General features: G+C 72.8%; 17 protein-coding genes and 3 tRNA genes. 12 read left to right on the forward strand and 8 right to left on the reverse strand.

What is annotated here, in order from left to right; translation table 11 throughout:
* Positions 1–31: 31 nt before the first annotated feature.
* From AC3CH1_RS15090 to AC3CH1_RS15110, 5 genes are all read left to right on the forward strand, one after another.
* Positions 32–2,320: a DNA polymerase III subunit gamma and tau gene (locus AC3CH1_RS15090; protein ID WP_488463363.1), complete on the forward strand. Its 2,289-nt coding sequence runs from the start codon at positions 32–34 to the stop codon at positions 2,318–2,320.
* A 197-nt stretch (positions 2,321–2,517) separates the two neighbouring features.
* Entirely contained in the window at positions 2,518–3,768 is a 1,251-nt protein-coding gene (purD, locus tag AC3CH1_RS15095) for a phosphoribosylamine--glycine ligase (RefSeq protein WP_488463364.1), read from the forward strand.
* A gap of 341 nt (positions 3,769–4,109) precedes the next feature.
* Positions 4,110–5,816, forward strand: a complete 1,707-nt coding sequence (locus AC3CH1_RS15100) for a M48 family metalloprotease (protein ID WP_488463365.1) — start codon at positions 4,110–4,112, stop codon at positions 5,814–5,816.
* A gap of 519 nt (positions 5,817–6,335) precedes the next feature.
* Entirely contained in the window at positions 6,336–7,790 is a 1,455-nt protein-coding gene (locus AC3CH1_RS15105) for a N,N-dimethylformamidase beta subunit family domain-containing protein (RefSeq protein WP_488463366.1), read from the forward strand.
* 207 nt (positions 7,791–7,997) lie between these two features.
* Positions 7,998–8,912: a phosphoribosylaminoimidazolesuccinocarboxamide synthase gene (locus AC3CH1_RS15110; protein WP_488463367.1), complete on the forward strand. Its 915-nt coding sequence runs from the start codon at positions 7,998–8,000 to the stop codon at positions 8,910–8,912.
* A gap of 57 nt (positions 8,913–8,969) precedes the next feature.
* Here AC3CH1_RS15110 and AC3CH1_RS15115 read toward each other — a convergent pair.
* The 8 genes from AC3CH1_RS15115 to AC3CH1_RS15150 all read right to left on the reverse strand — a co-directional run bounded on the left by AC3CH1_RS15115 (position 8,970) and on the right by AC3CH1_RS15150 (position 13,995).
* Positions 8,970–9,042, reverse strand: a tRNA-Gly gene (locus AC3CH1_RS15115).
* 23 nt (positions 9,043–9,065) lie between these two features.
* Entirely contained in the window at positions 9,066–9,686 is a 621-nt protein-coding gene (locus AC3CH1_RS15120; protein ID WP_398066583.1) for a response regulator, read from the reverse strand.
* Entirely contained in the window at positions 9,683–11,044 is a 1,362-nt protein-coding gene (locus tag AC3CH1_RS15125) for a sensor histidine kinase (RefSeq protein ID WP_488463368.1), read from the reverse strand. Before AC3CH1_RS15125 ends, AC3CH1_RS15120 begins: the two co-directional genes overlap by 4 nt.
* Before the next feature lies 1 nt (position 11,045).
* Positions 11,046–11,867 carry an ABC transporter permease gene (locus AC3CH1_RS15130; protein WP_488463369.1) on the reverse strand — a complete coding sequence of 274 codons (822 nt, stop codon included), beginning with the start codon at positions 11,865–11,867 and terminating at the stop codon, positions 11,046–11,048.
* The gene (locus AC3CH1_RS15135; protein WP_488463370.1) at positions 11,864–12,880 is read right to left on the reverse strand and encodes an ABC transporter ATP-binding protein; all 1,017 of its coding nucleotides are present in this window, start codon (positions 12,878–12,880) and stop codon (positions 11,864–11,866) included. Before AC3CH1_RS15135 ends, AC3CH1_RS15130 begins: the two co-directional genes overlap by 4 nt.
* Positions 12,881–13,024: 144 nt before the next feature.
* Positions 13,025–13,097 (reverse strand) — tRNA-Gly (locus AC3CH1_RS15140).
* Between the two features lie 79 nt (positions 13,098–13,176).
* Positions 13,177–13,248 (reverse strand) — tRNA-Gly (locus tag AC3CH1_RS15145).
* A 411-nt stretch (positions 13,249–13,659) separates the two neighbouring features.
* Positions 13,660–13,995, reverse strand: a complete 336-nt coding sequence (locus AC3CH1_RS15150; RefSeq protein WP_488463371.1) for a histone-like nucleoid-structuring protein Lsr2 — start codon at positions 13,993–13,995, stop codon at positions 13,660–13,662.
* Between the two features lie 420 nt (positions 13,996–14,415).
* Here AC3CH1_RS15150 and purS point away from each other — a divergent pair, with 420 nt between their 5' ends.
* The 7 genes from purS (at position 14,416) to AC3CH1_RS15185 (ending at position 20,942) form a co-directional block, all read left to right on the forward strand.
* Positions 14,416–14,667, forward strand: coding sequence for a phosphoribosylformylglycinamidine synthase subunit PurS (purS, locus tag AC3CH1_RS15155; protein ID WP_003968034.1), 252 nt, complete (start codon positions 14,416–14,418; stop codon positions 14,665–14,667).
* Positions 14,664–15,344 carry a phosphoribosylformylglycinamidine synthase subunit PurQ gene (gene purQ, locus AC3CH1_RS15160; RefSeq protein WP_403768223.1) on the forward strand — a complete coding sequence of 227 codons (681 nt, stop codon included), beginning with the start codon at positions 14,664–14,666 and terminating at the stop codon, positions 15,342–15,344. Before purS ends, purQ begins: the two co-directional genes overlap by 4 nt.
* Positions 15,341–17,590 (forward strand): phosphoribosylformylglycinamidine synthase subunit PurL, encoded by a 2,250-nt coding sequence (gene purL / locus AC3CH1_RS15165; protein ID WP_488463372.1) that lies wholly within the window; start codon positions 15,341–15,343, stop codon positions 17,588–17,590. Before purQ ends, purL begins: the two co-directional genes overlap by 4 nt.
* 113 nt (positions 17,591–17,703) lie before the next feature.
* Positions 17,704–18,210 carry an ArsR/SmtB family transcription factor gene (locus tag AC3CH1_RS15170; RefSeq protein ID WP_488463373.1) on the forward strand — a complete coding sequence of 169 codons (507 nt, stop codon included), beginning with the start codon at positions 17,704–17,706 and terminating at the stop codon, positions 18,208–18,210.
* A 32-nt stretch (positions 18,211–18,242) separates the two neighbouring features.
* Entirely contained in the window at positions 18,243–19,184 is a 942-nt protein-coding gene (locus tag AC3CH1_RS15175; protein ID WP_488463374.1) for a M23 family metallopeptidase, read from the forward strand.
* A 37-nt stretch (positions 19,185–19,221) separates the two neighbouring features.
* Positions 19,222–20,025 (forward strand): maleylpyruvate isomerase family mycothiol-dependent enzyme, encoded by an 804-nt coding sequence (locus AC3CH1_RS15180; RefSeq protein WP_488463375.1) that lies wholly within the window; start codon positions 19,222–19,224, stop codon positions 20,023–20,025.
* A 62-nt stretch (positions 20,026–20,087) separates the two neighbouring features.
* Positions 20,088–20,942 (forward strand): META domain-containing protein, encoded by an 855-nt coding sequence (locus AC3CH1_RS15185; RefSeq protein ID WP_488463376.1) that lies wholly within the window; start codon positions 20,088–20,090, stop codon positions 20,940–20,942.
* Positions 20,943–21,217: the final 275 nt, after the last annotated feature.

Here is a 21,217-nt window from a genome sequence, read left to right on the forward strand (position 1 = left end):
GTTGTCAGTCGGCCCCGATAACCTCGTAGGTGTGTCGTCCCTTGCGCTGTACCGCCGCTACCGCCCCGAGTCGTTCGCCGAGGTCATCGGTCAGGAGCATGTCACTGACCCGCTCCAGCAGGCCCTGCGGAACAACCGGGTCAATCACGCGTACCTGTTCAGCGGGCCGCGTGGCTGTGGAAAGACGACCAGCGCGCGCATCCTCGCCCGCTGTCTGAACTGCGAGCAGGGGCCCACGCCGACCCCGTGCGGAGAGTGCCAGTCCTGTCAGGACCTCGCGCGCAACGGGCCGGGTTCCATCGATGTGATCGAGATCGACGCCGCCTCGCACGGTGGTGTGGACGACGCCCGTGATCTGCGCGAGAAGGCGTTCTTCGGGCCCGCCTCCAGTCGTTACAAGATCTACATCATCGACGAGGCGCACATGGTCACCCCGGCGGGCTTCAACGCCCTGCTGAAGGTGGTCGAGGAGCCGCCGGAGCACCTCAAGTTCATCTTCGCGACGACCGAGCCCGAGAAGGTCATCGGGACGATCCGGTCGCGTACGCACCACTATCCGTTCCGGCTGGTACCCCCGGGGACCCTCCGCAGCTATCTCGCCGATGTCTGCGGGCGGGAGAACAGCCCCGTCGAGGACGGCGTCCTCCCGCTCGTCGTGCGCGCCGGGGCCGGGTCCGTGCGTGACTCGATGTCCGTCATGGACCAGCTGCTGGCCGGTGCGGGCGACGACGGTGTGACGTATGCCATGGCCACCTCGCTCCTCGGGTACACCGACGGCTCCCTGCTCGACTCGGTCGTCGACGCCTTCGCCGCCGGTGACGGCGCCGCCGCCTTCGAGGTCGTCGACCGGGTCATCGAGGGCGGCAACGATCCTCGTCGGTTCGTGGCGGACCTCCTGGAGCGGCTGCGCGACCTGGTGATCCTCGCCGCCGTGCCCGACGCCGGCGAGAAGGGGCTCATCGACGCGCCTGTCGATGTCGTCGAGCGCATGCAGGCCCAGGCCTCCGTCTTCGGCGCCGCCGAGCTGAGCCGCGCCGCCGATCTGGTCAACGACGGGCTCACGGAGATGCGCGGGGCCACCTCGCCGCGGCTCCAGGTGGAGCTGATCTGCGCCCGGGTCCTGCTGCCCGCCGCCTACGACGACGAGCGGTCGCTGCAGGCCCGCCTCGACCGGCTGGAGCGCGGGGCCTCGGCCGCCGCTGCCGCCGGGTTCGCCGCGCCGCCCGCCGCCGCGGTGCCGATGGGATACGCACCGGGCCCCGACGCCCACGCCCCGCAGGCCCACGCCCACACCCCCGATGCCCACGCCCCGCAGGCGGCGGACCCGGACTCGGCCCGTGCAGCCGTACGGGGCGAGGCACCGCCCGCCGCTCCCGCCTACGCACCGCCCGCCGCCCAGCCCGCCCCGCAGGCTCCCGCAGAGGCCCACCCGGCCGCCCCGCAGGCCGCCGAGCCCGCCCAGCGGCCCGGTTCCTGGCCCGCAGCGGCCGGCGGGGACCAGGCCCGTCGCCCCGGCGGCTGGCCCACCGCGTCCGCCCCCGGTAGCGGTCCGGCCCCCGCCGCCTCCCCGCCGCCCGCCTTCCCGCCGCCCGCCTCCCCGCCGCCTGCTGCCGCCCCGGCCGCCCCCGCCGTTCCGGTGGCGCCCGAGGGCGGTCAGAGCATGGCCCAGGGCGCCGCCCAGGTGCGGAACATGTGGCCGGACATCCTGGAGGCGGTCAAGAGCCGCCGCCGTTTCACCTGGATCCTGCTCAGTCAGAACGCCCAGGTCGCCGGGTTCGACGGGACCACGCTCCGGATCGGCTTCCTCAACGCGGGAGCCCGGGACAACTTCGCGAGCAGCGGCAGCGAGGAGATCCTCAAGCAGGCCCTCGTCGAGCGGTTCAACGCCCAGTGGCGCATCGAAGCGGTCATCGACACCTCCGGCGGCGGCGGGGCGCCCCCGGGCCCCGGTCCGGGCGCCGGACGCCCCGCCCCGCAGTACCAGCCCGCCCCGGCAGCCCCCGCCGCCCCCGTCGCGTACGAGCCCCGGCCCCAGCACTCCGCCCCGCAGCAGCCCCCGCCCCCGCCGCAGGGCCAGCACGCGCCGTCGCCCCAGCAGCAGCCGCCGTCCTCCGCGCCGCCGCAGGGCCGGGAGGCCGCGCCCGCTCCCGAGTCCTCCCACAGCTCCTACGGGGCGGAGCCGCCGCGTAACGTCGCCCCCGAGGACGACACCCCGGAGGCCGACGATCCGGATCTTGTCGACTCCGCCCTCTCCGGCCACGAGCTGATCGTCCGCGAGCTGGGCGCCACGGTCGTCGAGGAGTTCACCAACGAGCAGTGACGAGCAGTGCCGGGCAGTGCCGAGCAGTGCCGGGCAGTGACGGCAAGGTGCGAGGGGTGACGAGCAGTGACGCACTGCCGCGCGGGACGCATTGCCGCGCGGGACGCGTCCGCGCGGTGGCGGCGAGAACGGGAGGCAGCCCGTCCACGGACCGGTGGCCGTCCGGGCTCCCTGCGCCCGGCGGCTAGGCTGCACCCGTGAAGGTCCTCGTCATCGGCGGCGGCGCCCGCGAACACGCCCTGTGCCGCTCTCTGTCCCTCGACCCCGATGTCACCGCTTTGTACTGCGCCCCCGGCAACGCCGGCATCGCAGAGGTGGCCGAACTGCACCCGGTGGACGCGCTCGACGGTGACGCCGTCGCGCGCCTCGCGACCGAGCTGGGCGCCGGGCTGGTGGTCGTCGGCCCGGAGGCGCCGCTCGTCGCCGGGGTCGCCGACGCCGTGCGCGCGGCCGGCATCCCCTGCTTCGGCCCCTCCGGCGAAGCCGCGCAGCTGGAAGGCTCCAAGGCGTTCGCCAAGGACGTCATGGCCGGCGCCGGCGTTCCCACCGCCCGCAGCTACGTCTGCACGACCCCCGCGGAGATCGACGAGGCCCTCGACGCCTTCGGCGCCCCGTACGTCGTCAAGGACGACGGCCTCGCGGCCGGCAAGGGCGTCGTCGTCACCGACGACCTGGCCGCCGCCCGCGCCCACGCGCTGTCCTGCGACCGCGTGGTCATCGAGGAGTTCCTCGACGGCCCCGAGGTCAGCCTCTTCGCGATCACCGACGGCACCACCGTGCTGCCGCTCCAGCCCGCCCAGGACTTCAAGCGCGCCCTCGACGGCGACGAGGGCCCGAACACCGGCGGCATGGGCGCCTACTCCCCGCTCCCGTGGGCGGACCCCAAGCTGGTCGACGAGGTCCTCCAGTCCGTGCTCCAGCCGACCGTCGACGAGCTGCGCCGACGCGGCACGCCCTTTTCCGGGCTGCTCTACGCGGGCCTCGCGATCACCTCGCGCGGCGTGCGGGTCATCGAGTTCAACGCCCGGTTCGGCGACCCGGAGACCCAGGTCGTGCTGGCCCGGCTGAAGACCCCGCTCGCCGGTGTCCTTCTCGCCTCCGCCAACGGCACGCTCGACGTCCTGCCGCCGCTGAACTGGCGCGACGACGCCGCGGTCACCGTGGTCATCGCTTCGCACAACTACCCGGACACCCCGCGCACCGGCGACCCGATCGACGGGCTCGCGGACGTCGCGGCGCAGGATGCCCCCGACGCGTACGTCCTGCACGCCGGGACCCGCGCCGAGGGCGGCGCGGTGCTCAGCGCGGGCGGCCGGGTCCTCTCGGTGACCGCGACCGGCAAGGACCTCACGGCGGCCCGGGAGCGTGCCTACGCCGCGCTCGGCCGGATCCGCCTGGACGGCTCCCAGCACCGTACGGACATCGCCCTGAAGGCCTCCCGAGGCTGACCCGCCCCGGTCACCGGCCCCCCCGCGCACCGTGGCCCCTCCGCCCGCCCCCGTACGCCACCGGCGTACGCGGAAGGCGCGAGGGGCTGCCTCATGTCCGGGCGCGGCGGCGAGCGGTCGGCCGGGGGGCTTGCCCATGGACGCGGACACGTCAGCAGCTTTACCCAAAGCCATTCCATCGAGTGACGGCTGGGCCATCCGGATGACGGCTGCCGGGGCCCCAACTAGGGTGCGGCGCAAGCGTTCGGGCACTTGGCCCACCGGCATTGCGATGTCGGTGCCGGGTGCCACAGTGGGGGAGTGAGCAACACCGTCGCGTGGCAGAGGGGGTGACGTCCGGCGTGTCCGGTATCGATGTGGGTGAGGAGCTGGGGGCGCGGGCCGCACAGGCCCGAGCGCTCTCCCTGCTGCGGATCCGCGGCAGGGCACTGGCCGTGGCGATCCTGCCCGCGGCCGTCGCCGTCGTGCTGTTCGCGGCGGGGGCGCAGGGGCACCTGGCCGGTCCGCCCTGGGACGCCGCGCGCTGGGCGGTCCTCGGCGTCGCGGTCGTCGTGCTGCTGGTGACCGTGCTGGTCGCCGTCTCGGTGGCGCGCGCGCGGCCCGCCATGAGTCCGACCGTGTCCGTGCCGGAGGAAGGGGCCCCGGACCTCTACCGCCTGGTCCGGGACCTGGCCGACCGGCTCGACGTGCCCGCGCCCTCGGCCATAGCGCTGACCCCGGACTGCGACAGCTGGCTGGAGGACCGGACGCACCGGGCGCTCCGGAGGGGCGCGGGGGTCGCGGCGGAGGCCGGGGACGCCGCACCCGTCCTGGTCATCGGATCGCCGTTCCTGTGGTGGATGCGGGTCGCCGAGCTCCGGGCGGTCCTCGCCCCCGTGGTGGCGGGCACCGGCCCGTCCGCGCACCCCGACATAGCCGCCGCCCGCCGCTTCGTACGCGGCCTGGACGCCTCGATCGCCGATGCCGCCGCCCCCGGCCGGGGCGCGGTGCGCGGGGCGCCGCTCGCCTTCGCCGGCTGGGTCTCCCGGCTGCTGCTGCGGGCCTGCCGGGACCATGCCGCCGAGATGGAGCGCTGTGTGGCGGCCGCCGCGTCCATGCGGGCCCAGACGGTCGACCACGGGCTGCGGATCGCCGCCCAGGAACAGGTCGGCCTCGCCTATGCCGGCTGGGACCGGCTGTTGACCCGGGTGGCGCTGCCCGCCTGGCGGATGGGCCGCTGGCCCTCCCGGCTGGACGCCGGGGTCGTCTCCGCGCTCACCGAGCTGTCCCGCAGGGACCGCCTGGCCGAGGGCTTCGCCCTGCGGCTCGGCGAGCGCCCCGCCTGCGACCTGCTGGAGGAGCCCGGGGCGGCCGACGAGGCGGCGTCCCTGCTCGCTGCCCGGCTCTTCCACGGCGGCCCGGCCGAGAGCGGTCCGGGCTGGGCGCCGGTGGACTGGCAGCAGTATCCCGACGAGGTCGTCGACCGGAAATGGCGTACGGAAGCGGCCCGGCTGCACCGGGCCCTGGACACCTTGGGTGTCCCCCGGGCCTCCGCCGCAGACCCGGCCGTCCCCACGCTGGCCAGGGTCATGGAGCATCTGTCCGGTTCCGGCGGACCCGGCGGCCCGGGTGAGGAGCTCGCGGCGGGTATCGGCGCGGCGGTCGCCCGTGAGGCCGCCGAGGCCCCGGAGCGCGGCGGCCCGGGGCACGGCGGTCCGGAGCACGGCGGTCCCGGTCACGGAGGCCCGGGGCCCGGCGCGGCCGACGACCCCCTCGACCTCTGGGGGCCGGGACCGCTGCCCCTCTTCCCGCTCCAGCCGCCGCGTACGGGCACCGAGCTGCTCGCCGACCACGTCGCTGCCATGGTCTGCTGCGCGGCCGTGGACACGGCGGGCGCGGCCCCCGGCCTCGACTGGCTGGACGGCCCCGCCCTGCTCGTCGGCGGCGAGCGCCGGGCGGATCTCGCGGCCCCGGTCCTCAGCCTCGTCGAGGACGGCGATCCGGACCCGTTGCTGTCCTGGCTCGCCGAGGTGGGAGTGCGTTCCGACAAGCCGGTCCGACTCGTCTGAGCACGAGCCGGCCGGGCTGGTCCGAGCACAAGCCGGTCCGACTCGTCTGAGCACGAGCCGGCCGGGCTGGTCCGAGCACAAGCCGGTCCGACTCGTCTGAGCACGAGTCGACCGGGCTGGTCCGAGCACAAGCCGGTCCGACTCGCGTCCGAGCACGAGCCCGCCCGGGCCGGTCTGAGCACAAGCGGGCCAGGGCCGGCCAGGCTGATCCGGCCGCTAGCCCGTCCGGCTGGTCCGACCGCAGGGTCGCCCGGTCCGACGGCGAGCTCCGGCCTGGTCCGACGGCGAACTCCGCCCTGGTCCGACGCGAGCTCCGCCCTGGTGAGACGACCAGGACGACCAAGTGCACACAGACCCACTGACAGGACCCGGAGGCTTCCCGACCCCGTCGATTAGCGACGAAGGGTGACGAACCGCGTGCGTTATGTGATGTGCTGGGGGTCGGCGCTGACATTCGGCGCACCAGAGTTGTCCGGGGGATCCCAGCGCTGTCCGGGGGATCCGAGGGAGGGGCGCGGCATGGGGGCGGAGCAGATTCGCCGGTGGGAGTCGGGTGCCCTCGCGCACGCGGTGAGCGATCCCTTCGGGCAGGGCCCGCTGCCCTGGCTGCGCGGCAGTGAGAACTACTTCGACGACACCGGCCAGGTGGTCCCCTGGTACGCCGACCTCGCCCGCTCCACCGGCGGCGGCACCCGTACCGCGGACGACGTGCACCGCCAGATCAAGGGCTTCGTCTCGCCCGGCGCGGCGGCCCCCGGCGAGGCCATCGACTTCCACATCACCGTGGACCCGCCCCAGCAGTTCTCCGTCGACGTCTACCGGATCGGTCATTACGGCGGCGACGGCGCGGCCAAGATCACCACGAGTCCGCGGCTCTCCGGCATCGTCCAGCCCCCGCCGCTCGCCGCCGACCGGACCGTCTCCTGCCACCACTGGTGGATGTCCTGGCGGCTCCAGATCCCGAGCTACTGGTCCGTCGGCGCGTACGTGGCGGTCCTGACCACCGTCGACGGCTACCGCTCGCACGTTCCCTTCACCGTGCGCCACGACCACCCCGCCGACCTGCTGCTCCTGCTGCCCGACATCACCTGGCAGGCGTACAACCTCTATCCGGAGGACGGCCGCACCGGCGCCAGCCTCTACCACGCCTGGGACGAGCGGGGGCGGCTGCTCGGCGAGGAGGACGCCGCCGTCACGATCTCCTTCGACCGCCCGTACGCCGGGGCCGGGCTGCCGCTGCACGTGGGGCACGCGTACGACTTCATCCGCTGGGCCGAGCGGTACGGCTACGACCTCGCCTACGCCGACGCCCGCGACCTGCACGCGGGCCGCGTCGACCCCAGCCGCTACCGGGGCCTGGTCTTCCCCGGCCACGACGAGTACTGGACGCTGCCGATGCGCCGGGCCGCCGAGCGCGCCCGGGACTCCGGCACCTCGCTCGTCTTCCTCTCCGCCAACACCATGTACTGGCAGGTGGGCCTCGCCCCGTCGGCCTCCGGCGAGGCGGACCGGCTGCTGACCTGCCGCAAGCGCCGGGGGCCCGGCAAGTCCGCCCTGTGGCGCGAGGTGGACCGGGCCGAGCAGCAGCTCCTGGGCATCCAGTACGCGGGCCGGGTGCCCGATCCCCGCCCGCTCGTCGTGCGCAACGCCGAGCACTGGCTCTGGGACTCCACGGGCGCGGTCGAGGGCGACGAGATCCCGGGCCTGGTCGCCGGTGAGGCCGACCGCTACTTCCCGCGCACCAGCCTGCCCGAGCACGACAACCGGATCCTGCTCGCCCACTCCCCGTACGAGGACTCCGAGGGCGCCACCCGGCACCAGGAGACCTCGCTCTACCAGTCCCCCTCCGGCGCGCACGTCTTCGCGTCCGGCACCTTCGCCTGGTCCCCGGCCCTGGACCGCCCCGGGCACACGGACCCCCGGATCCAGCGGGCCACGGCCAACCTCCTCGACCGGATCTGCAAGCGGGACTGACCGGGGCAGAGGAACGCGGCCGGCCCGGAGGTATGAGGCACGCGACCGATCCGGGCCTTCGAAACGCACGACCGATCCGGGTCTTCGAAACGCACGACCGACCCGAGTCCTCGAAACACGCGACCGGTCACCGGGCCCCGGGCGCGGACCCGGTCGCGGATACGGGACAATCGGAACCGCTCCTGGATCAATCTACGCGGAGGCACCGTGTCCGGTTTTGTAGAAAAGCCCGAGCCCGTACAGGTACCGGGCCTCACCCACCTGCACACCGGCAAGGTGCGTGACCTGTACCGGAACGAGGCGGGCGACCTCGTCATGGTCGCCAGCGACCGTATCTCCGCGTACGACTGGGTCCTGCCCACCGAGATCCCCGACAAGGGCCGTGTCCTCACCCGGCTCTCGCTCTGGTGGTTCGACCAGCTCGCCGACCTGGTGCCCAACCACGTCATCTCCACCGAGCTGCCCCCGGGCGCCCCGGCCGACTGGGCGGGCCGCACCCTCATCTGCAAGTCGCTGCGGATGGTCCAGGTCGAGTGCGTGGCCCGCGGCTATCTGACCGGATCCGGACTCGTCGAGTACGAGGCCACCCGTACGGTCTGCGGCATCGGTCTCCCCGAGGGCCTGGTCAACGGGTCCGAGCTGCCCGGCCCGATCTTCACCCCGGCCACCAAGGCGGCCGTCGGCGACCACGACGAGAACGTCAGCTACGAGAACGTCGCCCGCGAGGTCGGTGCGGAGACCGCCGCCGAACTGCGGCGCACGACGCTCGACGTCTACCGCCGGGCCCGGGACATCGCGCACGGGCGCGGAATCATCCTGGCCGACACCAAGTTCGAGTTCGGCTTCGAGACCACCGAGGACGGGACCGAGCGGCTGATCATCGCCGACGAGGTGCTGACCCCGGACTCCTCCCGCTTCTGGCCCGCCGCCACCTGGGAGCCCGGCCGGGCGCAGCCCAGCTACGACAAGCAGTTCGTGCGCGACTGGCTCACCTCGCCGGCCTCCGGCTGGGACCGCGCGAGCGAGCAGCCGCCCCCGGCGCTGCCGCAGGAGATCGTGGCGGCGACCCGCGCCAAGTACATCGAGGCGTACGAGGTGCTGACCGGCGCCAACTGGTCGTAACGGCAGCCGGATACGCGAGAAGCCCCGGTCCGAGAGGACCGGGGCTTCTTCATCCGGAGCGGACGACCAGGTTCGAACTGGCGACCTCAACCTTGGCAAGGTTGCGCTCTACCAACTGAGCTACGTCCGCAGTGCGCCGAAGCGCGATGCCCACTATACCCAACCCCGCTCGCGGGCGAGACGCACTGCCGTGTGCCGGTTCTCCGCACCGATCTTGGTGGCGGCCGAGGAGAGATAGTTGCGGACCGTCCCCTGCGAGAGCGAGGCCCGCTCCGCGATCTCCGCGACCGGGGCCCCGTCCGCCGCCAGTTCGAGCACCTCGGCCTCCCTGGCGGTCAGCGGGGAGTCCCCGGCGGAGATGGCGTCGGCCGCCAACTCGGGATCCACGTAACGGTTTCCGGCGTGGACGGTACGGATGATCTCCGCCAGCCGCCGGGCGCTGACCGTCTTCGGCACGAAACCCCGTACGCCGGCGGCCAGGGCCCGCTTGAGGTGCCCGGGGCGGCCGTGGCTGGTCACGATCATGGTGCGGCAGTGGGGCAGCTCGGTCCGCAGCGATGTGGCGACCTTCACACCGTCCGCCCCCGGCATCTGGAGGTCCAGGACGGCGACGTCGGGCCGGTGCGCCAGGGCCATCGCCAGGGCCTCGGGGCCGCTCGCCGCCTCCGCGACCACGACGAGGTCCTCCTCCAGGGCGAGCAGTGCGGCCAGCGCGCCCCGGATCAGGTGCTCGTCGTCGGCCAGCAGGACCCGCAGGGGCCGCGCGGTGGTCATCGTTCCTCCGGGAGGGCGGAAGGGGCGGGGGGAGGGGCGGCGGAAAGTTCGTGGGGCGGTGCGAGGCGGCCGTTCGCGTCCGGGCGGGGAGCCGTGAGCGGCACCGTCGCCGTCACCCGGAAGAGGTCGTCCCCGGCGGATCCGGCGGTGAGCGATCCGCCGAGCGCGCCGAGCCGTACCCGCAGCCCGGCCAGGCCCGAACCGCCGCCGCCGTCCTCGTCCGCGCCGCTGAGCGGGCGGGTGGCGCCGGCCCCGTCGTTCTCGACCTCCAGGACCACCGCGTCCCGCGTCCGCGCGAGCCGGATCCAGCAGTGGCGCGGGTCGCCGTGGCGCAGGACGTTCGTCGCGGTCTCGCGGACCACCCAGCCGAGCGCGGCCTGGACGGCGGCGGGAGCCCCGATGCCGGCCGGGCCGTCCGCGCCCTCGACGGTGCAGGTGATCCCGGCGGCCTGCAACACGCCTCGCGCGCCCATGAGTTCGGTGGGCAGGTCGGCCTCACGGTAGCCGCGCACGACATCGCGGACCTCCTGTTGGGAGGCGCGCGCGATCCGCTGCACCTCGACCATCTGGTCCATCGCCGCGGGGTTCCCGCGCTGGGCCAGTTCCACGGCCAGCTCGCTCTTCAGGGCGATCACCGACAGGTTCCGGCCGAGCACGTCGTGCATGTCCCGGCCGAACCGCAGCCGCTCCTCCGCCACCGCCAGCCGGGCCTGCATGTCCCGCGCCTCCTCCGCCTGCCACATCACGGAGAGGCTCCAGACGCTCGGCCGGGCCGAGACGAGCACCAGCAGGGTGACGACGACCAGCGAGACGACCGCCCCGAACAGCAGCCCGGCCGGCACGCCCACGGCCGCCAGGAGCGCCAGGACGGTCACCGAGAAGGCGCCGGCGTGGAGCAGGAACCTCCGCACCGGGACGATCAGGACGTACGGGATGGCGAACGCCACGGGCAGGTCCAGCACCAGCAGCACGAGCCCCTCGTCCTTCACTCCTCCCACCGCCGCGAGCGCCACCAGAAGGCCGGTCATCAGCACCTGGAGCGCGACGGGCAGGCGCAACCGCCCCGGAGGGAACGGCGCCGTCCCCCGGTAGTCGTCGAAGGCGGGGGTCAGATTGCGGTTGCTCAGCACGGACTGGGCGAGGTTGGCGGCGAGGAACGCTCCGCCCAGGGCCATGGCCACCGGTCCCTGGGCCAGGGTCTCGCCGAGCGGCAGCAGCCCCCAGGACACCGCGAAGAACCAGGTGATCGAGCAGAGCGTCATCCGCGTGTAGAGGTCGATGCGCTCGAGCTTGCTGCGGTCGTGCCAGCCGCGCCGCCAGCCCCGTACCCGACCGATCACACTCCTCAGCCCCTTCATGTCAGCCGCGCGGGTCCCAGCGGAACCACCGTCGCACAGCAAACACGCCGAAAGCGGTCCAGGCCAGCGCGGTCACCCCGGCCGTGAACAGGTCGCCGCTCTCCACACCACCCAGCCAGCCGTGCCGGATCAGGGTCATCACGCCCGTCATCGGCAGCAGCTCCAGGGCGGAGGCCAGCCTGTCCGGGAACACCGCGAGCGGGATGAACAGCCCGGAGCCGAACATCGAGACGAAGAACAGCGGCAGCGTGGTGAGCTGCGAGGTCTGCACCGTCCGGGTGAGCGCGGTGGTCGCCGCCGCCAGGGCGGACATCAGGACGAAGGCCAGCAGCAGTCCGCCCAGCAGGAGGTCGGGGCGGTGCGGGGCGTTCAGATCGAAGGCGATGGCGCCGGCCACCACCAGCAGCACGCACTGGGCGAGCGCCAGCGCGACGGACGGCAGCGCGGTGCCGATGAGGATCTCGCGGTCGGAGATCTCGCCGGTGCGCAGCCGCTTAAGGACGAGTTCCTCGCGCCGGGCGACGTACGCGGAGACGAGGTTCATGTAGACGACCTGGACGAGCACCATGCCGATGCCGCCGGTCAGGGTGGCGCCCGCGACGGTGAGCCCGGTGCCGCCGAGGTCGATCTGTTCGAGCGAGGACCGCATCGCGAAGATCATCGTGATGGGCAGCAGCAGGGCCACGACGATCGCGGTCCGGTTGCGCAGCAGGAGGATCAGCTCGGCGCGGCCGAGGGCGGTCAGCCGCCGGGCCACGGCCGCCGCGCCCGTGGGGGAGCCGGCGGACGTCCGGTCACGGACGGGGGTCGTGGTGGTCGTCATGCCGTCACCTTCTTCGTGTTCTTCGTGCCGCCGGAGCGGGTGGAGCGGTCGTGGACCTGGCGCGGGTCCTGGTCCCGGGGCGTGTGCTGGGTCCTGGCGATGTCGAGGAACGCCTCCTCCAGGGAGGCGGATCGGGCGTCGAGGCCGTGCAGCCGTACGCCGGACTCGCGGGCCCACTCCAGGAGTTCGTGCAGCGACTCCTGGAGGGCGGGGGTGCGGATCTCGACCCGGGACCCTTCCGCCGCCGCCCGCAGGGAGAGCGGGAGGCGCGCCGCCGGCACGGCCTCGGGCAGCACGAACCGGATCCTGGCGGGCTGCTGCGCGGTCACCTCGGCGATGGTCCCGGTCGTCACGATCCTCCCCTGATGCATGATCGCCAGCCGGTCCGCGAGCGCCTCGGCCTCCTCCAGGTAGTGCGTGGTCAGGAGCACGGTCGTGCCGTTGTCCCGCAGTGCCCGGACGAGCTCCCAGGTCTCCTGCCGGCCCTCGGCGTCCAGCCCGGTCGTCGGCTCGTCGAGGAAGAGCACCTCGGGCCGGGAGGTCAGGGCGAGCGCCAGGTCGAGGCGGCGCTTCTCACCGCCGGACAACTGCTTGACCCGTACGGTTCCCCGGCCGGTCAGGCCGACCATCTCCAGCGCCTCGCCGGCCGGGCGTGCGCCGGTGGTGCAGGCCGACCACATGCGTACGGTCTCCATGACCGTGAGGTCGGAGGGGAAGCCGCCTTCCTGGAGCATCACCCCGGTACGGGGGCGGACGGCGGCGCGTTCGCGGTACGGGTCGTGGCCCAGGACCCGTACCGTCCCGTCGGTCGGTGGCGCCAGGCCTTCGAGGAGTTCCACGGTGGAGGTCTTGCCCGCGCCGTTCGTCCCGAGCAGGGCGAACAGTTCGCCGCGGGCCACGGAGAAGGAGATCCCGGACACGGCCTCGAAGCCGCCGGCGTAACGCCGCCGGACCTCGTTCGCCTCGATCACGGGACCGTCCGCGCGGTCGCTGAGAATGTCGTCGCTGGTCATGCTTCAAGGCTTCCGCCGGAACCGGCCCGCGAGCAGTGCGCGCTGTCACCACTGCTCATGACAAACGTCATGAGGGCGGCGGGGAGGAGAGAGGCGGGAGCACGACAAAGGCCCTGACCGTGAAGGTCAGGGCCTTTGATGCTGAGCGGACGACCAGGTTCGAACTGGCGACCTCAACCTTGGCAAGGTTGCGCTCTACCAACTGAGCTACGTCCGCAGTGCAGCCACTCGGCTTTCACCGGTGGAGCGAGCACTACTCTACCCGATCCAACGAAGTGGTTCGAAGAGTCGTGCAGAGCGGGTGACAGGAATTGCACACTGCGCCTTCCCCCTGGAAGGGGGATGTTCTACTACTGAACTACACCCGCACGCTGCGTGGGATTCGGCTTTGCGGCCTCGCCCCTCGGCGTGCTCCAGACTCTAGCCGACCTGCGGGGGTGTCGCGCAAGTCGGCTCCCCCGGGAGCCTGCGGAACGGCCCCCGGGACCCGGCGGCGGGGCGCCCGGGGACGCCTGACGGAGCGTCCGGCCCCTGGGACCCACCGCGCCCGACTGGCCGCCCGGCCCGGAACCACCGTGGCCCGTCCGCGGGGCCCCGGAACCACTGCGGCTCGCCCTGTCCGGCCGGAAACCACCGCAGCCCGTTTCTGTCCGGCCCGGAATCACCGGGGCTCGCCATCCCCGGCCCTGAATCACCGGGGCCCGCCATCCCCGACCCGGAACCACCGCGGCTCGTCCGGCCGACGCAGCCGGGGCCCGGCCGGTCGCCACGGCGGCGGCTCAACTCGCCGCGTCGAACGCCTCGTAGACCTTCTTCGGGATGCGGCCCCGGGCCGGCACCTCCATCCGGTGCGAGCGGGCCCAGGCGCGGACGGCCGCCGGGTCCGGTGCGAGGGAGGTGTGGTGGTAGGCCGTCGGCGTCCTGCCGTGCTTGCTGGCATTTGTCTGCTTTCGACCGGCGGCCACGTACGGAGCCAGGGTCTTCCGCAGTTTCTTCGCATTGACGGGATTGAGATCGATCTCGTACGTCTTCCCGTCCAGGGCGAAGGTCACCGTTTCCGCCGCTGCTCCCCCGTCGATGTCGTCGGAGAGCGTCACCACTACGCGCTGAGCCACGGATATCGGTCCTTTCCTACGGCGCCCGCGCGTCCATCGTTCGCGGGCGCCTGCCTTCCGGCTGCCAGGCGGGCGGATGTGGATCGACGAGATGTCGACTGTTCCGTTGTCCCGGGGGCAATGTTGCTTTCCCCGGTAATCATTTGTACAGCGGTGGGTACCGCATTGTGAAGCCCAGGCAATTGCATCCGCGTGTCCGTGTGCAATCCGTGTGCAATCCGGACGTGATTTTTCCAGACCTTTTCCCGTGCGGTGTCGCGCCCGATATCTCGGTGTGATCCGCGCAGGGCCCCGCGATGTCCGTCCCGCCCGATATCTACCCGCGTAGAAATTTTGGCCAGGTACGCTGAGTGGACCCGCGGGGGTCTGGGGAACCCCCCGGAGAGACAGCCGCACCACACCACCACACCGGGAGTGCCAGTGGCACGCGTCGTAGTCGACGTCATGCTCAAGCCCGAGATCCTCGACCCGCAGGGACAGGCGGTGCAGCGCGCACTGCCCCGTCTCGGCTTCGAGGGAATCGCGGACGTTCGTCAGGGAAAGCGTTTCGAGCTGGAGGTCGAGGGACCGGTCGACGACGCCGCCCTCGCCCGTATTAACGAGCTGGCCGAGACGTTCCTCGCCAACACCGTCATCGAGGACTTCGTCGTGAAGGTGGAGGAGGAGAAGTGACCACCCGTATCGGCGTCGTCACTTTTCCCGGCACCCTCGACGATCAGGACGCCCTGCGCGCCGTCCGGATCGCGGGCGCCGAGCCCGTGTCCCTGTGGCACCGCGACAAGGACCTGCACCAGGTCGACGCGGTCGTCCTGGCGGGCGGTTTCTCCTACGGGGACTACCTCCGCGCCGGTGCGATCTCCCGCTTCTCGCCGGTCATGGAGACCCTCATCGAGCAGGCGAAGGCCGGCATGCCGGTCCTCGGCATCTGCAACGGCTTCCAGATCCTGACCGAGGCGCACCTGCTGCCCGGCGCGATGCTGCGCAACAACCACCTCCACTTCATCTGCCGCGACCAGAGGCTGCGGGTGGAGAACGCGGAGACCGCCTGGACCTCGGACTACAGCGCCGGCCAGGAGATCAGCGTCCCGCTCAAGAACGTGGACGGCCGGTACACCGCCGACGAGCACACGCTCGACGAGCTGGAGGCCGAGGGCCGCGTCGCCTTCCGCTACCTGGACGGCAACCCCAACGGCTCGCTCCGCGACATCGCGGGCATCACCAACGCCGCGGGCAACATCGTCGGCCTGATGCCGCACCCGGAGCACGCCGTGGAGCCGCTCATCGGCACCGGCCGCACCGACGGCCTCGGTTTCTTCACCTCGATCATCAAGAAGCTGGTCAACGCATGAGCCTGGATACGGTCAAGCACGCGGCCGAGACCCCGGACACCGAGCAGCCCTGGAAGGAGCTCGGCCTCAAGGAGGACGAGTACGCCCGGATCCGCGAGATCCTGGGCCGCCGTCCCACCGGCGCCGAGCTCGCCATGTACTCCGTGATGTGGTCGGAGCACTGCTCGTACAAGAGCAGCAAGGTCCACCTCAAGCAGTTCGGCGAGAAGGTCCCCGCCAACGACGCCATGCTCGTCGGCATCGGCGAGAACGCCGGCGTCGTCGACGTCGGCCAGGGGTACGCGGTCACCTTCAAGGTCGAGTCGCACAACCACCCCTCGTACATCGAGCCCTACCAGGGCGCGGCCACCGGCATCGGCGGCATCGTCCGCGACATCCTCGCCATGGGCGCCCGCCCGATCGCGGTCGTGGACCCGCTGCGCTTCGGCGCGGCCGACCACCCCGACACCAAGCGCGTCCTGCCGGGCGTCGTCGCGGGCATCGGCGGCTACGGCAACTGCCTGGGCCTGCCCAACATCGGCGGCGAGGTCGTCTTCGACGCCTGCTACCAGGGCAACCCGCTGGTCAACGCCGGCTGCATCGGCGTGATGAAGCACGAGGACATCCACCTCGCCAAGGCCTCCGGCGCGGGCAACAAGGTCATCCTGTACGGCGCCCGCACCGGGGGCGACGGCATCGGCGGCGTCTCCGTGCTGGCGAGTGAGACCTTCGAGTCCACCGGCCCCGCCAAGCGCCCCGCCGTCCAGGTCGGCGACCCGTTCCAGGAGAAGCTCCTCATCGAGTGCACCCTGGAGATCTTCGGCGAGAAGCTCGTCGACGGTATCCAGGACCTCGGCGGCGCGGGCCTGTCCTGCGCCACCAGCGAGCTGGCCTCCGCCGGTTCCGGCGGGATGCGCGTCGAGCTGGACACCGTGCCGCTGCGTGACTCCTCGCTCTCGCCGGAGGAGATCCTCATGAGCGAGTCGCAGGAGCGCATGTGCGCGATCGTCGAGCCGCAGCACGTGGACCGCTTCCTGGAGATCTGCGAGAAGTGGGACGTCATCGCCACCGTCATCGGTGAGGTGACCGAGGGCTCCCAGCTGGAGATCTTCTGGCACGGCGAGCAGATCGTGGACGTGCCGCCGCGCTCGGTCGCCCATGACGGCCCGGTCTACCACCGCCCGTTCGCCCGCCCGTCCTGGCAGGACGCGCTCCAGGCGGACGACGCCGGCGAGCTGCCCCGCCCTTCGAGCGCGGCCGAGCTGCGCGAGCAGGTCCTGAAGCTGGTCGCCTCACCGAACCAGGCCTCCAAGTCCTGGATCACCGACCAGTACGACCGTTTCGTGCAGGGCAACACCGTGCTGGCGATGCCCGAGGACGCGGGCATGGTCCGCATCGACGCCGAGTCGAACCTGGGCGTGGCCATGGCGACCGACGGCAACGGCCGGTACGCCAAGCTCGACCCGTACGCCGGCGCGCAGCTCGCGCTGGCGGAGTCGTACCGCAACGTGGCCGCCTCCGGTGCCAAGCCGCTCGCCATCTCCAACTGCCTCAACTTCGGCTCCCCCGAGGACCCGGACGTCATGTGGCAGTTCGCCGAGGCGACCCGCGGTCTCGCGGACGGCTGCCTGGAGCTGGGCACCCCGGTCACCGGCGGCAACGTGTCGCTGTACAACCAGACCGGTGAGACGGCGATCCACCCGACGCCGGTCGTGGCCGTGCTCGGCGTGATCGACGACGTCAACCGGCGTACGCCGATCGCCTTCGCGGAAGAGGGCCAGCTCCTCTACCTGCTGGGCGACACGACCGAGGAGTTCGGCGGCTCGGCCTGGTCCGAGGTCGTCCACCAGCACCTCGGCGGCCTGCCGCCCAAGGTGGACCTCGGCCGCGAGAAGCTGCTCGCCGAGATCCTCATCTCGGCCTCCCGCGACGGCATGATCGACGCCGCGCACGACCTGAGCGACGGCGGCCTGATCCAGGCCGTCACCGAGTCCTGCCTGCGCGGCGGGAAGGGCGCCCGGCTGGTCGTGCCGGACGGCCTGGACGCGTTCACGTTCCTGTTCTCCGAGTCGGCGGGACGCGCGGTCGTCGCGATCCCGCGCAGCGAGGAGCTCCGCTTCAACGACATGTGCGGCGCGCGCGGTCTGCCCGTCACCCGCATCGGGGTCGTGGACGGCGAGGAGATCGAGATCCAGGGCGAGTTCAGCATCCCGCTGAGCGAGCTCCGTACGGCGCACGAGGCGACGATCCCCGCGCTGCTCGCCTGAGCCGCGCGCCGACCGGCGCCGCTGAAGCCCCCGCCCGGGTCCTCCGGGTGGGGGCTTCAGCCGTTTCCCTCACACTCTTGTAAGAGATTACGTAATTACGTAAGGTTGGTGTCATGGAGCTGGAGCAGCGGGTCGCCGAGCTGGAGAGGCGGCTCACGGCACTGGAGCGGCGGGACTCCGAGTCCCCCCGCCTGGGCGACGGCGACTTCTGGGCGCTGGACGGGCTGAAACAGCAGCTCGCCGAGGTCGGGGAGGCCGCGACCGACGGGGGAGTGCTCTACACGGGTTCGGTACGGCTGCCCACCGGCGAGAGTTACGAGTGGCAGTACGGCGCCCTCACCGAGGCCCTGTTCGACGGGGACTGGGCGGACGCCGCCGATTCGTTCGCCGCGCTGGGCCACCCGGTCCGGCTGCGCCTGCTCCGCGAGATCCTCGGCGGTCTGAGGACGACCGCCGAACTGGCCGCGCTCGACGCGTTGGGCACCACCGGCCAGATCTACCACCACCTGCGCCAACTGACCGGCGCGGGCTGGCTGCACGCGGCCGGGCGAGGCAGGTACGAGGTGCCGCCCACCCGGGTCGTACCGCTGCTGGTGGTGCTGACGGCGGCGCGGCCCTGAAACCGGAACCATGAGACCAGGGGGAAGTGATCATGCCTGTCCGCAAAGTCATGATGGTGCTCTACCGAGTGAGTTGGCTCGTCTTTCTCGCGCTCGTGCTCATCGGGGTCTTCTCCGAACCGCTGTCGCCCTTCGGCCTGACCTTCGTGCCCGCGGGTGCGGCTGTGCTCATCGGCCTCGTCATGAGCCGTACCGGTCCGAGGGCGACGTCGAAGAGCCGCCCCGCCGTCGAGGTCGCCCCGCCGGTGACCGGCCGCTGGTCCGCCCTGAACAGCCCGGCGGACAAGGTGCCGAGCCATGGGACACACGTGTACGGGCAGACGTACGCGATCGACATCGTGGCGGAGCCCGAGGTGGGGGAGGGCGAGTCCCCGGCCCGGCCGCCGTTCCGCCTCTTCTGGCCTGTCGTCCGCCGCAACCGTGACTTCCCGGCGTTCGGCGCCCCGCTGCTCGCGGTGGCCGACGCCACGGTCGTCCGGGCGCGCGACGGCCAGCGCGACCACCTGAGCCGCAACTCGCTGCCGGCGCTGCTCTATTTGATGCTGATCGAGGGCGGCGTACGGGACGTGCTCGGTGCGAGCCGGATCATCGGCAACCACGTGATCCTCGACCTCGGCGACAGCACGTACGCCGTCTACGCCCACGTCCAGCGCGACTCGCTCCAGGTGAGGGCCGGGGACACGGTCCGCGCCGGGCAGCGGCTCGGGCGCGTGGGCAACTCCGGCAACACCACCGAACCGCACCTCCACTTCCACCTGATGGACGGCCCCGACCCGGACTCCGCGCACGGTGTCCCGTTCACCTGGCGGGGCGTCGGCGTCCCCGCGAACGGCGAGATGTTCACCGTCGAGGAGGCCGATCAGACCGAGGACCAGGCGGAGAAGACCGAGGAGCGGACCGAGCGGCCCGAGGAACAGGCGGAGAAAACCGAGGAGCGGACCGAGCAGCCCGAGGAACAGGCCACACGGACCTGACCGGGCGATGTCAGTGGGGCCCGCTAATCTCGGCCCCATGCCCCCGGCCAAGAAGCGCCCGCGCGCCTACGACCACCTCAGGACCCGGACTGCGGTCCTCGCCCAGTTCGCCCATGTCCGCGACGCCGTCGCCACGTTGACGCCCGACCAGCTCGCCCGGCCGACCCGGCTCGGCGACTGGACGGTGCGCGAGCTCGCCGTGCACATCGCGATAGGGCTGAGCAGCGTGACCCGGGCCCTGGCCCTGCCGGAGCCGGCCGGGCCCAAGCCCCAGGTCGCCCTGCTGGAGTGGCCGTCGGCCACCGCCGCGCACGCCGCCGGAATCGCCGAGGGCGTCGAGGAGGTGGCCGCCGCCCGCCCCGACCTCGCCGCGCTGTTCGAGGAGGCGGAAGGGGGGTTCACCGGCGCCGTCCCGATCACCGGCACGGGGGAGCGGCTGCTGTCCGTCCGGGTCGGCTCCATGCGGCTGACCGACTACCTGGTCTCCCGGACCGTCGAGCTGACCGTCCACACGGACGACCTGAACGAGGCGCTCGGCTCGGAGATCCCCTACGACCGCCAGGCCCTGGCCGCCTGCACCCGGCTGCTGGCCGACACCCTCGCGGACCGGGCGCCCGGCGGCTCGGTGGAGGTGCGGGTCCCGCCGTTCGCGGTGGTCCAGTGCATCGGCGGGCCCAAGCACACCCGGGGCACCCCGCCCAACGTCGTGGAGACCGGCCCGCTGTCCTGGATCCGGCTCGCCACCGGGCGTACGGAGTGGGCGCGGGCCCTGGAGGACGCCGAGGTCAGCGCCAGTGGGGAGCGCGCCGACCTGGCCGCGCTGCTGCCGCTGTTGGGCTGAGGCGGCCACCGGGGAAGCGGAGTGGACGGAACCGGATCGGCCCCCCGTTCCGTCACATCGCCATGCGCACACAACGGATGACCCTCAGCGTCAGTGTCCTGGCCCTCCTCACCCTCGCCGCCTGCGGTACGGAGTCGGGTTCCGGCTCCGCCAAGGGATCGGGCGAGGGCGGCGACAGCGTGCGGAGCGACGTCCCCGTCACCGGGGTCGCGTGGCGCGTCGACTCCGTGACCGTCGGCGGGAAGAAGACCGAGGCCCCGGAGGGGGCCCGGCTGGAGATCGACCCGAAGGGCCGGGCCACGGCCGACTTCGGCTGCAACCACATCGGCGTGGACGCCCGGGTGGAGGGCGACCGGATCACCCTGGGCAAGCCCGTGACCACGCAGATGGCGTGCGACGAGGACATCGAGAGGTTCGAGAAGGCGGCCATCGACGCGATGGGCGGCGAGCTCACCGCGAAGCTCTCGGGCGAGAAGCTGACCCTCACCAAGGAAGGCGGCCACACCATGGAGCTCAGCGAGGAGAAGGCGGCCGACCTGGTCGGCACCCGGTGGGCCGTGACCACGCTGCTCAGCGGCGAGACCGCCACGACCGTCCCGGCGGACCTGCCGAAGGAACGGGCGCCCGATCTGACCTTCGCCGACGACGGCACCGTACGGGGCAGCTCCGGCTGCAACTCCTTCAGCGGCCGGGCGACGGTCAAGGGCTCCACGGTCACGTTCGGACCGGTGGCCGGCACCCGCAAGATGTGCCCGGAGGCCGAGATGGAGACGGAGCGCGCCGTGCTTGCCGCCCTGGACGGCAAGGTCACGTACACGATCAAGGGCAAGAACCTCACGCTCACCGCCGCCGACGGCAAGGGCATCGGCGCCACGGCCGCACGCCCGGGGTCCGAAAGCGCCTCCCAGCACGGCTGAGCCCGGAAAACTGACGCGCCCGGACCCCGCGGCCCACGCCGAGCAGGCGGACGCGCCGGCCCCGCCCCGCCCCGGCGGGACGCCCGCCCCGACCGCCGGGGCTGACCGCCGGGGCCGACTGCCGGCCCCGCCCCGCCTGGCGGGGCCGACCCGACCACCGGCCCCGCCCCGACCACCGGCCCCGCCCCGACCACCGGCCCCGCCCCGACCACCGGCCCCGCCCCGGCCACCGGGGCCGACCTGCCCGCCGGGGCCGGCCGGCCCGGGCTCGACCG

It is taken from the genome of Streptomyces sp. MGP-P1, from assembly GCF_057766565.1.